Here is a 14,709-nt window from a genome sequence, read left to right as displayed (position 1 = left end):
CGCTGCGTGACATATGCCGGAGAGACCGTGATGACCACCGACGACGTTGCATCGTCCCTGATCGAGTTGACGGCGGCCGTCGCCAAGGAGGGCCAGGCGGAAGCGGTGAGCATCCCGATCGTCACGGGCGACAAGAAGGTCGCGCAGGCCGAACTCGTGATCGGTGTGGGAAACGACGTCCTGTCCGCCCCCGTGGAATGGGACGACGAGGAGCCCGACTTCTCGTCCGCCGCCAAGGAGCTCAAGGACCACCGCCTCTACCCCCATACGCAGCTGCGCATGGTGGAACCCGACCCGGATGTCGACGACGACGGGGCCATCGACTGGGACTTCGACCAGCCGACCCAGGCCTGAACCCCCGCCCGAGGCGATCCTCGGGGATCCGGATGCCGCGACTCTTGCGCCGAGTCCGCGGCATCCGTTATGTTCGCAAGTCCGCGCCATCCGGCGCGGGAAGCCGAGGAAAGACGAGACGATGACCGCGAATCGCGATCGCCGCACGGAGCAGCAAGGGCAGCAGGAGCAGTACCTGCCGTTCCTCCTCTCGTCGTACCCTCCGGCGCCGGTCGTCTAGACACCCGTCTTCTCACGCCCCGCACCGTCAGGTCGGGGCGTTTCTCTTTCCACCCGAGTGGGGGAGTGTGCTCCGATCCGTGGCTCACTCATCGCGCGACAGCGCACCACCCGAAGGAAAGGACCCATGCAGAAGCTCACCGAACGACTGGTGTCGTGGGCGAGCCTGATCGATGACAAGACCATCGAGCAGGCCCGCACCTCGTCGCGCATGCCGTTCATCCACCCCCACCTGGCCCTGATGCCCGACGCCCACCTGGGCCTCGGCGCGACGGTCGGCTCGGTCATCCCGACCCTCGGCGCGATCATGCCCGCGGCTGTCGGCGTCGACATCGGCTGCGGCATGATCGCCGTCAAGACGCAGTTCCACGCCTCCGACCTCGATGGCCGCGACCTCGCGGAGCTGCGGCAGCAGATCGAGCGCGCCATCCCGCTGTCGGCCGGTCGCGACAACCGCAAGATCGTCGCGACCGCCGAACCGCGTGTCGCCGAGTTGGAGGCTCTGGCCGAGAAGGCCGAGTTCGACCCGGGGACGTACGCCGGTCACTGGAGGCACCAGCTCGGGTCGCTGGGCAGCGGCAACCACTTCATCGAGATCTCGCTCGACGAGAACGACGACGTGTGGATGTTCCTGCACTCGGGCTCCCGGGGTGTCGGCAACCGCATCGCACAGCACCACATCAAGGTCGCGCAGCGCCTCGCGAAGCAGTGGTGGATCGAGCTTCCGCACCCCGACCTGGCCTACCTCGTCGAGGGGACTCCGGAGTTCACCCGGTACATCCGCGAGCTCCGGTGGGCGCAGCACTTCGCCCTGCTCAATCGGGAGGAGATGATGGACCGCGTCGCCAACCAGCTCGGCCGGTTCCTCGACACCCCCGTCGAGGAACGCGAGCGGATCAACTGCCACCACAACTTCACCGAGTCCGAGAGGCACTTCGGCAAGCAGGTGTGGGTGTCGCGCAAGGGCGCGATCATGGCGGATGCCGGTCGTCCCGGACTCATCCCCGGGTCGATGGGCACGGCGTCGTACGTCGTGGAGGGGCTCGGCAATCCCCTGGCGCTCAACTCGTCGCCGCACGGCGCGGGCCGGGAGTACTCCCGCTCCGCGGCGCGCAAGACCTTCACACACGAGCAGCTGCGTGAGGCGATGGTGGGCATCGAGTACCGCGACACGGACGCGTTCATCGACGAGATCCCGCAGGCGTACAAGCCGATCGACCGGGTCATGGCGGATGCCGCCGACCTGGTGACCGTGCGTCACACGCTGCGGCAGATCGTCAACGTGAAGGGGGACTGAGTGGATGCCACGGACGCGACCCCGCGTCCGTGGCATCCGTCGTTCTCGGCCCGGCCGAATAGCCTGGGGGAATGCGCGCGCGAACGAGGACGTGGAGAACCGGGGGGATCCTGCTCGGCGTCGCGGGAGTGCTGACCCTTCTGGCCGGGCAGTACATGGTGAACGCGTTCGCCCTGAGACTCGTGATCGATCTTGTCTGGGCAGCGGGGGTCGTCGTCTTCGCGGTGGGATTCTCCCGCGACGCGAGTGTCGTCGCGCGTCGCCCGCTCGGGATGACGGCGCTCGTCATCGCCGCGGCGACTCCTCTCGTGTCCGACGGCGTCATGACCGCCCTGCCCGACGCGTTTTCCGCCGATGACCCGGTCATCGCTGCGATATCCGTCGTCTCCTGGGGCGGGTGGATCGTCTCGGCGGCCGCCGGGCTCGTCGCCGCGGTGCAGATCGCCCGCCTGGGCGCCGTGCCGCCACGGTGGCGATGGATGCCGATGTGGGCCCTGTGCCTGACCGTCGGGGCGGCCGCGGTGCAATACATCACGGTGTCGGTGCTCTTCGGAGCCGGGGCCGGGCAAGACGTTCTCGTGGTCGCGAACATGATCGGCGTCGTCTCGGCGCTCGCGCCGACTCTGGGGCTGGGGGTCGTCGCGCTCGTCGCCGCGGCGTCGGAGCGTCCCGACAGCGTCGACATCTACCGCTCGGCATAGGGGACGCTCCCCGAGCCGGGCCCCGCCGATCAGGGGAGAGGAATACACCCTGAGGTGGATGTGCCCGTTCACCTTCGTTCGAGAACATGGAGAGTCGCCGCCGCCCCGTGTGCGCGACGAATCGCCCCTCGGAGCACACTCATGCCCTCCACCGTCGTCACGAACTCATCGCCCACCGCCGGGAAATCCCTCGGGGTTCTCGCGTGAGCGCCGCGAGCGCCCGGGAGCGCCAGCGCACCGCCATCCGTGCGGCACAGGCGCGCCTGGCGGCCTTCATCACGAGCACGGCCGGTGACGTCGAAGACGCCGCGCGCGATGCCGAGGCCGCCCTGCGAACGGCGGTGTCGTCGGGAGCGGGACTCGAGCGTGTCTCGGCCGAGCTCGAACTCAGTCCCCGCGCCCTGCGCGCGATTCTCGAGGGGTCGGTGCGCCTGCGGAGCCTCCACCCCGACGACGGCCTCCGCCCCGCGTGACGCTCACCCCGAACGGGAAAGGCCCCGACGGGCGCACGGTCGCGCTCGTCGGGGCCTTGGGGCCGGCATCCGGGATCGCGCTCAGCGGATGCGCTCGGCGCGGTACGTGTCGCTGCTGAACGCGAGGATCAGGTAACCGATGACGTGCAGCAGCACCAGCAGCACGATCGAGAAGAACCAGCCGTGGCCGAAGGCCCGTCCGACGCGGATCGACACGATGATGTAGAACACGAACCCGACGATCGGGATCAGGTACAGGAGCGCGAACCACCCCGAGAACCCGGCGATCTTGGTCAGGAAGACGAGGTTCACGATGGGGATGATCGCGAGCCAGCCGGGGTACCCGGCCTTGGTGAACACGCGCCACAGTGCCACGACGAGCAGCACGTAGACGGCGAGACCGATGAGCGAGTTGGTCGCGCTGAGCGCGAAGATCGACGTCTGATCGGTGATGGAGTACGGGCTCGAAGTGTGCATGGGCTCATCGTAGAGGTCTCCCAGCTCTTCTTCAGGTTCGGATTCCGGATGCCTCCCTCCGACGCCGGGGTTACGCTCGGGGGACGCGAGGCGGGAGGTCGCATGGGTGAGCGGAAGTTCGAGTGGGGCGGCCTGAGTGCCGACCGCGCCGATTACGTCACCGCCGCGGAGGCGCTGGCCATGCTCGAGGTGCTCGCGATCGCCCACACCGACCTCCAGATCACCACGGAGCTGCGTGACGGGGCTGCCCGTGCGCGCTTCGCCCGTGGGCAGCGGTGGGCGGTCGTCTCTACGCCCGGATCGCGCTGGTTCTCCGTCGAGACCGACACGGGGCACCGCACACAGCTCGTCGATGCCACGTCGTCGAAGGACGAGAGCGCGCGCCTGCTGGCGGTGTACGTCGACATCGCGGAGGCGTACGTCCGCGGCGACGCCGAGCCGACGCGCGCCGGCGTGTTCGGGGGAACGACGGTGACGGTGGACGTGAACGGACGACCCGTCGTGCTGGCGCCCTCGCTCGGTCGCCGCGTGAAGGGGCTGTTCGGGCGATAGGCCCGACCGCCGTCCGGGTCAAGCCTCTCGGGTTTGCGCCGCCGTCTTGCCAGGCTAGAGGCGCACGCGACGAGAGGAATGCCATGAGCGACCCCCAGAACTCCGCACCCGCCGACGACGCCGCCGATCTCGGCGACGACCCCACGGTCAAGCCCAGCCAGGAGAACGACCCCGACGAGGCCTCCAAGGCGCCGAAGAAGGACGACCCGAACGTCGACCACCAGGCCACCGGGATCGGCGTCATCGGAGACGAATGACCCGGATGCCACGCCCCCGACGCCGCCCCGTTCGACGGGGTCCTCTGGCGTCCGGGGCGGGCACGGTGCGGTGATAACCTTGACCGTCCGCCTCCGTAGCTCAGGGGATAGAGCGTTGGTTTCCGGTACCAAAGGTCGCAGGTTCGATTCCTGTCGGGGGCACACGAGAGAAGGCCGCGGTCGATGATCGCGGCCTTCGTCGTTCCGTGAGTGCGAGCTCTTCGAGGCCAGACGCACCGGTTCACCCGAACCGATGCCCAACTTCACCTGGCTCGTCGGGTTCCCGGCCGCTCCTCGAGCAGGCCCGCGCTGCACAGAGCTTCGACGGCCGCCCGCACGGCATCCGACGCATCGCCCTCGACCGGAGCGCCATGACGACGCACGGCGGCCGCGACCAGCTCGTCGAACGAGACGCCGTCCGCCGCCTGCCAGAGCGAGGGGCCGACACCGTCGATGATGTGCACGGCCGTTTCGTCCGGCGCCGCGCGACGGAGGAGCGCGAGTCGGTCCTCGCCGAGGGCGACGGCATCCAGGACCGGAGTGCGTGCGAACCCCTCCTTCCCGCGCGCGGGCGTCACCGCTTGGGGGGCGACCGATGCCGGGAACGCGCCGCGCGCCTCGGCGAAGACGGCGCGCACGAGCCCGATCGTGTCCTCCGCCTCGCGGTACCTCAGGCGGAGTGCACCGCCGACCCTCTCGATGTGGCCCACGATCGTCTGCAGGGGTGCCTGAAGATCGGAGAGATAGCTGCACTGCGGGGCGAGGGCGCCGAGGGCGTCCGCGACGTCGAGGGCGCCGAGCCGGGCGGGGGTGTCGACCTCGGTGCGATCCAGGACGACGATCGCGTGCAACCGCAGCGGCACGTCCGGGAGCGGGAGCAGCCCTAGACGGTCGGGGGAGACCTGACGCTTCGCGCGGGCCCGATCGTCGATGATGGACAGCGGCTTGCGGTACGGCAGCACGTCACCTTCCGCGTCGATGCCGACGCTCTCGTCGGTCACGTAGGCGAACTCACGGGCGAGCCGCGACATCAGCGTGGTCTTCCCCATCCCCGACCGGCCCGAGAACATCACCACCCGCCCGTCTTCGTCGGCGACGGCTCCGGCGTGCACCATCCACAACCCCCCGCGCCGCGCCGCGAGGGCGGCGAGTGTCACCTGCGTCGTGATGTCGGCGACGGTGTCGTCGAAGTGGAAGGACGGGCGCGGTGTCACGATGCCCGCGGGCGACCTCTCAGTCGTCGAGCGGGCACCCGACCATGCCTCGGCGAGATGCTCGCGATCCACGGGGGGAAGACCGCTGTCGTCGATGCGGATCGAGACGCCGAGAGCATCGACATCGAGAGGGTGGTCGCCGGCGGCGCGCGGGATCATGGGGCCTTCCTCGTGCCGCGCGGGGGCCGGCACCGGCGAGAGTCTGTCGGACCGCGTCGGGCACGCACGCCCGCCCGCCGACCGGGCCGGACGGGTGAACCCCGCCGCGCACGGCGTTGTCAAGACCATCCGGCGTATTCATGCCCGGTTGGGATGCTGGAACATCTCTCGAAAGGGGTCTTCCATGAGCATCGGAGCCGGCATCGCGCTGTTCGTCATCGGCGCCATCCTCGCCTTCGCCGTGAACCTGCCGAACGATTTCGTGAACCTCAGCATGATCGGGTACATCATGATGGGCGCGGGTTTCGTCGTCTTCGTCATCGGGATCGTCCTGCTCGCGCGTCGTCGCCAGACCGACACCGTCACGCGGACCGAAGGAGCCGGGGGAGCGCAGGTCACCCGCTCCACGACGCGTTCCTCGAACGACGACCTCGTGTGATGCGCTCGGGGTCACCGGCCCCGAGAAAGCGATCATGACCGAATCGATGCCCACCGCGCCCTACGACGCCCCCGTCGACGACCTGTTCGACGGGCGCTACCGCCTCGGCCGCGTGCTCGGTCGCGGGGGCTACGCCCGCGTCTATGAAGCGGTCGACACCTCTCTCGGTCGAACGGTCGCCCTCAAAGTGATCGACGGCGAGGGGGCTGACCCGGAGGATGCCGCCCGCGTCCGATCCGAGATCCGCCTGCTCGCCTCGCTCTCGCATCCCTCACTCGTCACCCTCTACGACGCTCGTCTGGCCTCGACTCCGGCGTACCTGTCGATGGAGCTCATCGCCGGCCCCACGCTCGCCGATCTGATCGCGCGCGGACCGATCGCCGAGCCCGACGTCGCACGTACGGGAGCCGAGATCGCCGAGGCCTTCGCGGTGATCCACTCCCGCGGAATCGTCCATCGCGACGTCAAGCCCTCCAACATCCTCGTGCGGCCGGGTGCGCATGCCGGTGAGACACCGCGCGCGACGCTCGCTGACTTCGGCATCGCGTCGCTCGTCGGCTCGACCCGCCTCACCAAAGCCGAGACGGTCGTCGGCACCGCCGCGTACCTGAGCCCGGAGCAGGCTCGGGGAATGCCGGCGGCTCCCGCGAGCGACGTCTACTCGCTCGGCCTCGTCCTGCTGGAGGCGCTGACGGGCCGCCGTCCGTTCGCCGGACGAACCCCGCACGAGGCGCTCGCCGCGCGCCTGGTGGCCGCCCCCGACATCCCCGCGCACCTCCCGGGTCCGTGGCGCGATGTCCTCGAACGGATGACCGCCACGAACCCCGCGGAGCGACCGGATGCCGCGGGCCTCATCGCCGCGCTCCGCCCGCTCGCCGGGCACACCGGGGCCGGAGCGTCGGTCCCGTCCGGAGGAGGCGCAACGCGGACCCGGGTCCTCCCGAAGGAGACCACCCCCACGCGTGTCCTCGAGAAGGAACGCCCGCGACGGTCACGGCGGATGCTCGTCGTGGCATCCGTCCTCGCCGTCCTGCTCGTGGGAGGAGGGATCGCGACCGCCGTCGCGCTGGCCGGCTCGCCCTCGAGCGCCGCACCGGATCTCCCCGCGCTCCCCTCGCCGCTGGACCAGCATCTCGGGGAGCTGTGGACGGAGGTCGGGCCATGAGGCGGCGCATTCTCCTCCCCGCCGGCCTGCCGCTCGCTGCGACGCTCGCGCTCACCGGCTGCACGCCTCCGGAGGCCCAGCCCACTGCCTGGCAGAGCACCGTGCAGATGGTCGCGAACCAGGCCTCGGCGGGCGACTATGCCTCCGCTCTTTCAACCCTCGACGCGCTCGAGGCCGAGGTCGTCTCCCGCCGCGACGCGGGCACCCTGTCCGCGGGCGACGCCGATGGCATCCTGAGTCGGATCGCCGCGGTCCGCGCCGATCTGTCGTCGCTGACACCCACGCCGACGCCGACCCCCACGCCGACGCCGACCCCCACGCCGACGGCCGAGCCGATGCCGGACGAGCAGCCGACGATCTCGGAGGACGGCGGAGCCGACGACGAGGAACCGGCGAACCCCGGCGATCAGGGCCCGGGTGGGAACGGCAAAGGCAAGGGGCCGGGGAAGGACGATCAAGGCCCGGGGTCCGGCGGGGGCCCCGGTAAGAAGGACGGCTGACCCGGTTCACGCGCCGCGGGCCGAAGCACCCTTCGGACATGCGAGGATTGCCCGGTGCCGCGCCGGGTGACCGCTGAACTCGACCTCGATCTGGGGGCGTCCGTCGACCTCATCTTCCAGATCACCGCTGCCCAGGGCGTCCCCCTGGCGAGCGAGAGTCTGACGTTCTCGCAGGGTGATCGTCTCTACACCCCGACCGAGATCGTCGACCAGTCGGGGAGTCGCCTCCACCGCCTCACGGCCGAGCAAGGTCCGCTCGCCGTGCGGTACGACGCCGTGGTGCAGGGAGCCTCTCAGACCCCGCGCACGAGTGATCTGGAGACCATCACCTACCTGCGCCCGAGCCGGTACTGCCAGTCCGACGAGGTGTTCGCGCAGGCGCGTCGGCAGTTCCGCGGTCTCGCCGGTGTCGAACTGCTCGCGGCCGTGTCGAACTTCGTCGCCACGACCGTGACGTACACGCCCGGCCTCAGCCTCGGAACCGACAGCGCCGTGACGACCCTCATGACCGGGCAGGGCGTCTGCCGGGACTACGCGCACGTCGTGATCGCCCTCCTGCGCGCGATGGACATGCCCGCCCGCTACGCCGCCTGCTTCGCCCCGGGCCTCGAGCCGATGGACTTCCACGCCGTCGCCGAGGCGTACCTCGACGGCGCCTGGTACGTCGTCGACGCGACCCGGCTCGCCGATCGTCGCTCGCTGGTGCGCATCGCGACGGGTCGCGACGCCGCCGACTGCGCCTTCCTCAGCTATCACGGCGGTTACGTCGGCCTCGAACGTCTGCACGTCGACGCGGTCCTGGAGAACGAGATCCCGGATGCCACGCCCCCCGACGACCACGAAGCTCTGGTGCAGATCGCCTGACGCGGGCTCTCAGGCGCTGCGCCCTAGAATTGCAGGGCTATGGATCCCGCTGCCCTCTCCGCCGCCCTGCTCGCCGTCATCGCCCCGCTCGCGGAGGCGCGACGAGAGGGGTCTTCGGCGGGACTCAGCGCCGCCGACCTGCCGCTCGAGCGGCCGAAGAACCGCGACCACGGCGACTGGGCCTCCAACGCTGCGATGAAGCTCGCCAAGGTCGTCGGCGCGAACCCGCGCGAGTTCGCGGCCGAGATCGCCGCGGGCCTCGAGTCCGTCGACGGCATCGCGAGCGTCGAGGTCGCCGGCCCGGGGTTCATCAACATCCGACTGGATGCCGCTGCCGCCGGAGCCCTGGCCAAGGTCATCGTCGAGCAGGGAGAGGCGTTCGGGACGAACGACTCCCGTGCCGACGAGGTCATCAACCTCGAGTTCGTCAGCGCCAACCCCACCGGCCCGATCCACCTCGGCGGCACCCGCTGGGCCGCTCTCGGCGACGCCCTCGCGCGCATCCTGTCGGCGCAGGGCGCGCAGGTCACGCGGGAGTACTACTTCAACGACCACGGCGCGCAGATCGACCGGTTCGCTCGCAGCCTCGTCGCCGCCCACCAGGGTGACCCGACCCCCGAGGACGGCTACGGCGGCGCCTACATCGGCGACATCGCGAAGCGCGTGGCCGAGGCGTACGACGGAGACGTCGATGCCCTCGACGCGGACGCCAAGCAGGAGGCGTTCCGCGAGTTGGGCGTCAACTTCATGTTCGACGAGATCAAGCAGTCGCTGCACGAGTTCGGCGTCGACTTCGACGTGTACTTCCACGAGAACGACCTGCACAACTCCGGCGCGGTCGAGCGCGCCGTCGCGCGCCTGCGCGAACTGGGCCACATCTTCGAGGCCGACGGCGCCACCTGGCTGCGTTCGACGGAGTTCGGCGACGACAAAGACCGCGTCATCATCAAGTCCGACGGCCAGCCCGCCTACATCTCGGGCGACCTGGCGTACTACCTCGACAAGCGCGAGCGCGGCTTCAACCGCTGCATCATCATGCTCGGTGCGGACCACCACGGGTACGTCCAGCGCCTCATGGCGATGTGCGCCGCCTTCGGCGACGAGCCGAACGTCAACCTGCAGGTGCTCATCGGGCAGATGGTCAATCTCGTCCGCGACGGCCAGCCGATGCGCATGTCCAAGCGCGCCGGCACCGTGGTGACTCTCGAAGACCTCGTCGAGATCGTCGGAGTGGATGCCGCCCGCTACGCCCTCACGCGAAGCTCCGCCGACTCGAACCTCGACATCGACCTCGACGTGCTCCAGAAGCGCACGAACGACAACCCGGTCTTCTACGTGCAGTACGCGCACGCCCGGACGCACAATGTGGCGCGCAACGCCGCGGCATCCGGAGTCGACCGTTCCGAGTTCGCGCCCGAGCTCCTCGACCACGAGTCGGAGTCGGCCCTGCTCGGAGCCCTCCAGGAGTACCCGCGTATCGTCGCGCACGCCGCCGACGTGCGCGAGCCGCACCGCGTGGCGCGCTACCTCGAGGAGCTCGCCGGCCTCTACCACCGCTGGTACGACAACTGCCGCGTCATCCCGCTCAGCGACGCTCCCGTCGAGACGGTGCACCGCACCCGCCTGTGGCTGAACGACGCAACGGGGCAGGTGCTGCGCAACGGTCTGACCTTGCTGGGCGTCTCCGCTCCGGAGCGGATGTAAGCGGATGACGGATGCCACGGCCCCGCGCCCGCGCAAGACCGGCCGCTGGATCGCGATCCTCATCGTGGTCCTCGTGCTGGTGGGGGGTGCGGTGGTCGCCGCCGAGTTCATCGCCCGTTCCGTCGTCGCCAGCACGGTGCGCTCGCTCGTCGTGAAGAACGTGGGACTCCCAGAGGATCAGAACGTCGATGTGAGCGTCGCCGGCATCGTGCTCCCGCAGTTGCTCGGTGGGCGCCTCGACGACGTCACGATCACGTCGAACGACGTCACCCTGGGCCCCATCACGGGCGACGTGCGCGTCGAGATGCAGGGTGTGCCCACTTCCGGCGGGACTGCGGCGGACGGAGGAACGGCGTCGGTGCGGCTGGATCAGGATCAGTTGCGCACGCTGCTCTCCCAGATCCCCGGCTTCCCCTCGGGAACGGTGCAGATGGCGGCGCCCGACCTGACGCTCACCAACGAACTGTCGGTCTTCGGCGTCGGCATTCCCGTCGGGGTCTCCGTGACCCCGGGTGCGTCGAACGGCGATCTCACGCTGACCCCCGCGGGCTTCGAGCTCGGCGGCAACAGAATCGACGCCGACACGCTTCGCGCGCAGTTCGGGGGAGTGGCCGACTCGATCCTCGGCACGCAGAGCCTGTGCATCGCCGATCGCCTTCCGGCCGCCCTCACGCTGACGTCCGCCACGGTGCAGGGCCAGGATCTGGTGGCCGGGTTCACCATCGACGGTGGAGTGCTGAACGACCCTGCTCTCCAACGGGACGGGTCCTGCGGCTGAGTCCATCCACGCCTTCACCCTCGCGGAGAGCCCAGTCCTCTGCGTGAGACCGAACGCCGAACGTCCTACCGTGCGGAGGCGTGCGCCCACTCATCTGTCGGCGCGCGCCCGACATGGAGGACACGCGACGATGACTCTGGATGCCACGCGACGGAGCGTTCTTGCGGCCGGGGCGTGGGCTCTGCCGGTCATGGGATCTGCCGTCCTGGTGCCCTCCTCGGTCGCCAGCCCGACCGGGACGCTCACCGTCGTGACGGAACGTTCTCGGCTGTACCCCGACGAGGCGACCACCGTGCGGGTGACCAGGAGCGATGATGCCGGGCGGCCGCGTCCCGGTGACCCCGTCACCCTCACGCTGGACGATCCGTCCCGGGGAGTGATCGACCAGCCCTCGGGGGTGACCGATGGCGCGGGGGTGTATGAGACGTCGCTGCGGATCCGCAGCGACGCCGCCTCCGGCATAGGCACGCTGACGGGCAGCTCCGCCGCGAGTGTCGCGTCGGCGACCTTCGAGGTGCGTCCCGTCGCGGTCGTCATGCACGCGGCGGACGGCGCCTCGACCCGTGTGATCGCCCTGTCGCACGGCAGCCAGGACGAGGTGATGACCCTCGAGAACCGCGGATTCGCGCACAGCGACCTCCAGCCCACGGGGCGCCACGTCTCCCGTGGCGAGGTGATCGACGTGGTCGTGGACGCCGACGCCCCGGCCACGCTGTCGCTGTTCATCGGCGCGCGTGGGCCGTGGCGCGGCTTCAACAGCGGGCAGACGACGGACCTCCAGACGGTGTCGCTGTCCCGAGGGCAGCAGAGCGTGGCGGCCGCGCAGGACGGCATCGTCTTCGTCAGGAACACCTCGTCGGAGACCGCGGCAGAGGTGTCGCTGTCAGGGGGATCGCCTCATCCCGTGTGGGTGAAGAACCGGACGACTGCGACAGAGTTCGCCGACCAGCTCGCGGCGTGGACGTCGGCACCCGTGGTGAGCCTGGTCGGGGACCGTGTCGTCGTCGATGTCCAGCGCCGCGTGGTCGATGATCTGGGGACGCGTGGGGTGTCGTGGGATCCGGCCGATGTCGTCCTCCGCCTGGACCGCGTGCTGTCATACACCTGCGACGTCTACGGTCTGACCTACGCCGCGGTCGGCATCGCGCACAAGTATCCGGGCCGGGTGTACTTCTCCGGTCCGGACTCAGGCGCCGGATGGGCGTTCGCCACGAACCAGTGGCTGTGCTTCCAGGTCGACACCGGCGCGAGCGAGGCTCTTCTCACCACTCCCGACAACTGGGGCACGTGGCACGAGGTCGGGCACACCTTCCAGACACCCGCCTACACGTGGTCGGGGCTGGGGGAGGTCACCGTCAACATCTCGTCGCTCGCGCTGCAGCAGCGGCTGACCGGCGAGCATCGGCTGGATCAGTGGCCGGAGGCGAAAGACCGCATCACGCGCTACTTCTCCCAGGCGGTCGGTGACCGGAGCTTCTCGCAACTGACCGACGAAGACCCCTTCTACCCCTTGTTCCTCTTCGACCAGTTGCGTCAGTCGTTCGGGGAGGGCTTTTATCCCGCTGTGAGCCAGGCCTACCGCGTACGCCGGATTCGGGGTCTGGCGATGCCGTCCACCGATCAAGAGAAGAAGGACCTCTTCGCGCAGATCGCCTCCCAGGTGGCGGACCGCGACCTCGGGCCGTTCTTCACCGCCTGGGGCGTTCCGATCGCGGCATCCGTTCTTTCTTCACTCGGGACCTACCCTGCGCTGCAGAACCAGATCTGGACGGCCATCGACTCCCGAGATGCGCACCGGGAGCGGACGGTGGGATACAACCTCCCGGTGGGCGTGCTCTCCGCGCGGAACGTCACGCTGTATCTGGGAGAAGCCACCTCCTCTGTCGGGGACGTCTCCGGCTTGTCCACCCTCGACGGGTCGCCGAGTTCGGTGGCGGGTCGGGAATCGTCCGCGGCGAACGTCGGCCCGCGGGAGGGGCGCGTCCTCGCCCTTCTTCGGGCTCCGGATGCCACGCCGGAGGCGCTCTGGCGGACGGTCCCCGTCACGGTCACCTCGGCGCTCGAGTTCGTCGGGATCTACGACATCCGGGCCGGCTGGATCGGCATGAGTAAGGACGGCAAGCGACTCGTCGTCACCTCGACCGGCGTCGCGCCCCACGACTACTACTTCCGGGGGAAGCTGTACTACCAGGTGATCCTGCAGAACGCCGCACGGCAGACCCTCGTCTCGGTCACGGTGAACGGCGACGACACGCACGACAAGGTCGTGGCGGCTCTCAACGGGGTGGCGGTGTCGTCGGGTTATCGCCTCCGTGTGAACGCCGCGGAGCCTTCGCGCGTCCGGATCTACCAGGACGGCGAACGGGTGGGCACCTTGTCATCCACCCCGCAGAACGTGTCGATCCGGAACGGACGCTTCGTCGTGTGACGCGCGGCCACGGGCTGCGGAGGGTGGACGTCGGTCGACGCGGGAAGACAAACGGCATACGCCGTCCAAATCACAGCGATCAGCGGCTTCTCGATTCGTCCTTCGTGGGCTCGTGGTCGTGATCTGTCCGGCGACGGGTGGTGTCCGGACGGCCGCAGGGAGAGGAAGGGGCTGGCCGGCGCGACGGAACGCCTCTTTCATCGCTCGGACGGACGAGAAGCCGGCGGCCCGCGCGACAACGGCGGGGTCCGACGACGCACCCCCGTGAAGGACGAGCTGCGCCTGGGACAGGCGGGCGGCGCGTATGGCCCGGCCGGGCGAGGTGCCGGCTTCGCGGAAGATCTGCGTCAGGTACCGGCTGGAGACGTTCAGCGATGCGGCGAGCTGTTCCACGGTGAAGTCCGATTGCGTCACGCGACGCCGGATGATGTCCTGCGCGCGCGAGAGGAGCGTGGCCCTCTGCGCGGTGACGCCGCCGCGCGCCTCGACCATGAGTGCGGTGAGGGCGTGCAGAAGGGATGCCTCGAGGGGCGCGACAGCGGCGCTGTCCGACGTGAGCGTCGAACCCAGGATGACGTCGACGACAGACGTGACCAGTGCCCACGCTGGCGGGGGGGGGGGGGGGGGGGGGAGTCCCGTCCCGAGGCCGCCCGGGGCCGACGGGTGGGGGACATGAGCGGACGAGGATGCGGACGTGGAGATGAAGAGCGGAAGGACGGCGATCACCTCGATGCGCCGAACAGGACCGTGCGAGCGAATCGCCGCGACGTCACGAAGGGCGCAGGACAGGAACCCCAGGGGACCGACCCGGGAGACGGAGCCGTCGCGGAACAACACATCCGTGCTCCCCTCGATCTGGAGCACGAAGAAGGCGTGGTTGGTGTTCGCGGCGAGCGACTGCAGCCCGAGCGCACTCGTCCGTAATCGCCGCGCGACGACGGATGAGGTCCGCAACTCGTCGGCGTGGATCATCGCGTCGCTGCGCAGCCCGCCCTCGGCCCCCCAGCCGCGCTGCCGCAGCCACTCGTAGGCGTGCGAGCCCCGGCGGTGCACCCTGCGCTCGATCGTCACGGCGGACGGTTCGAGCGGGGCGGTCATCGTCTGATCCTCAAGCACGGTGGATGGCAT

The 14,709-nt window shown here is 69.7% G+C and carries 16 protein-coding genes and 1 tRNA gene; 14 read left to right on the top strand and 3 right to left on the bottom strand.

Annotated features, from left to right (window positions below; genetic code table 11):
* Positions 1-30 precede the first annotated feature (30 nt).
* From MTES_RS02190 to MTES_RS02175, 4 genes are all read left to right on the top strand, one after another.
* Complete coding sequence (locus MTES_RS02190) at positions 31-354, top strand: hypothetical protein (RefSeq protein ID WP_193374909.1); 324 nt, start codon at positions 31-33, stop codon at positions 352-354.
* Between the two features lie 346 nt (positions 355-700).
* Positions 701-1,870, top strand: coding sequence for an RtcB family protein (locus MTES_RS02185; protein ID WP_013583537.1), 1,170 nt, complete (start codon positions 701-703; stop codon positions 1,868-1,870).
* A gap of 71 nt (positions 1,871-1,941) precedes the next feature.
* Positions 1,942-2,571: a hypothetical protein gene (locus MTES_RS02180; RefSeq protein WP_013583536.1), complete on the top strand. Its 630-nt coding sequence runs from the start codon at positions 1,942-1,944 to the stop codon at positions 2,569-2,571.
* Positions 2,572-2,774: 203 nt separating this feature from the next.
* Positions 2,775-3,044 (top strand): hypothetical protein, encoded by a 270-nt coding sequence (locus MTES_RS02175; protein ID WP_013583535.1) that lies wholly within the window; start codon positions 2,775-2,777, stop codon positions 3,042-3,044.
* Between the two features lie 81 nt (positions 3,045-3,125).
* Here MTES_RS02175 and MTES_RS02170 read toward each other — a convergent pair whose 3' ends face one another.
* A complete protein-coding gene (locus MTES_RS02170; protein ID WP_013583534.1) occupies positions 3,126-3,521 on the bottom strand; it encodes a DUF5684 domain-containing protein in 396 nt (131 codons plus the stop codon).
* 102 nt (positions 3,522-3,623) lie between these two features.
* Between MTES_RS02170 and MTES_RS02165 the strand changes: the two genes are divergently transcribed.
* The 3 genes from MTES_RS02165 (at position 3,624) to MTES_RS02160 (ending at position 4,492) form a co-directional block, all read left to right on the top strand.
* A complete protein-coding gene (locus MTES_RS02165; RefSeq protein ID WP_043360911.1) occupies positions 3,624-4,073 on the top strand; it encodes a hypothetical protein in 450 nt (149 codons plus the stop codon).
* Between the two features lie 83 nt (positions 4,074-4,156).
* A complete protein-coding gene (locus MTES_RS19450; protein WP_158309739.1) occupies positions 4,157-4,330 on the top strand; it encodes a hypothetical protein in 174 nt (57 codons plus the stop codon).
* Between the two features lie 89 nt (positions 4,331-4,419).
* Positions 4,420-4,492, top strand: a tRNA-Arg gene (locus tag MTES_RS02160).
* A 101-nt stretch (positions 4,493-4,593) separates the two neighbouring features.
* Here MTES_RS02160 and MTES_RS18310 read toward each other — a convergent pair.
* Positions 4,594-5,703, bottom strand: coding sequence for an ATP-binding protein (locus MTES_RS18310; RefSeq protein ID WP_013583532.1), 1,110 nt, complete (start codon positions 5,701-5,703; stop codon positions 4,594-4,596).
* Positions 5,704-5,887: 184 nt separating this feature from the next.
* Here MTES_RS18310 and MTES_RS02150 point away from each other — a divergent pair, with 184 nt between their 5' ends.
* From MTES_RS02150 to MTES_RS02120, 7 genes are all read left to right on the top strand, one after another.
* Positions 5,888-6,142 carry a DUF6458 family protein gene (locus MTES_RS02150; RefSeq protein ID WP_013583531.1) on the top strand — a complete coding sequence of 85 codons (255 nt, stop codon included), beginning with the start codon at positions 5,888-5,890 and terminating at the stop codon, positions 6,140-6,142.
* A gap of 34 nt (positions 6,143-6,176) precedes the next feature.
* Positions 6,177-7,307 carry a serine/threonine-protein kinase gene (locus MTES_RS02145; protein WP_013583530.1) on the top strand — a complete coding sequence of 377 codons (1,131 nt, stop codon included), beginning with the start codon at positions 6,177-6,179 and terminating at the stop codon, positions 7,305-7,307.
* On the top strand, positions 7,304-7,807 hold the full coding sequence (locus MTES_RS18305; RefSeq protein WP_013583529.1) for a hypothetical protein: 504 nt from the start codon (positions 7,304-7,306) through the stop codon (positions 7,805-7,807). The genes MTES_RS02145 and MTES_RS18305 overlap by 4 nt, the downstream gene beginning before the upstream one ends.
* A gap of 54 nt (positions 7,808-7,861) precedes the next feature.
* Complete coding sequence (locus MTES_RS02135) at positions 7,862-8,671, top strand: transglutaminase-like domain-containing protein (RefSeq protein ID WP_013583528.1); 810 nt, start codon at positions 7,862-7,864, stop codon at positions 8,669-8,671.
* A gap of 39 nt (positions 8,672-8,710) precedes the next feature.
* A complete protein-coding gene (gene argS / locus MTES_RS02130) occupies positions 8,711-10,375 on the top strand; it encodes an arginine--tRNA ligase (RefSeq protein ID WP_013583527.1) in 1,665 nt (554 codons plus the stop codon).
* A gap of 4 nt (positions 10,376-10,379) precedes the next feature.
* Complete coding sequence (locus MTES_RS02125) at positions 10,380-11,153, top strand: DUF2993 domain-containing protein (protein WP_013583526.1); 774 nt, start codon at positions 10,380-10,382, stop codon at positions 11,151-11,153.
* A gap of 130 nt (positions 11,154-11,283) precedes the next feature.
* Positions 11,284-13,581 carry a M60 family metallopeptidase gene (locus MTES_RS02120; protein ID WP_013583525.1) on the top strand — a complete coding sequence of 766 codons (2,298 nt, stop codon included), beginning with the start codon at positions 11,284-11,286 and terminating at the stop codon, positions 13,579-13,581.
* Here MTES_RS02120 and MTES_RS02115 read toward each other — a convergent pair.
* A complete protein-coding gene (locus MTES_RS02115) occupies positions 13,531-14,709 on the bottom strand; it encodes a helix-turn-helix domain-containing protein (protein WP_013583524.1) in 1,179 nt (392 codons plus the stop codon). The two genes, MTES_RS02120 and MTES_RS02115, sit on opposite strands and share 51 nt — an antisense overlap.

Source organism: Microbacterium testaceum StLB037 (genome assembly GCF_000202635.1).
In the GTDB taxonomy this organism is placed as follows: Bacteria; Actinomycetota; Actinomycetes; order Actinomycetales; family Microbacteriaceae; genus Microbacterium; species Microbacterium testaceum_F.
Note: the sequence above shows the minus strand (reverse complement) of the source record. Positions and strands in the feature narration are given on the sequence as shown.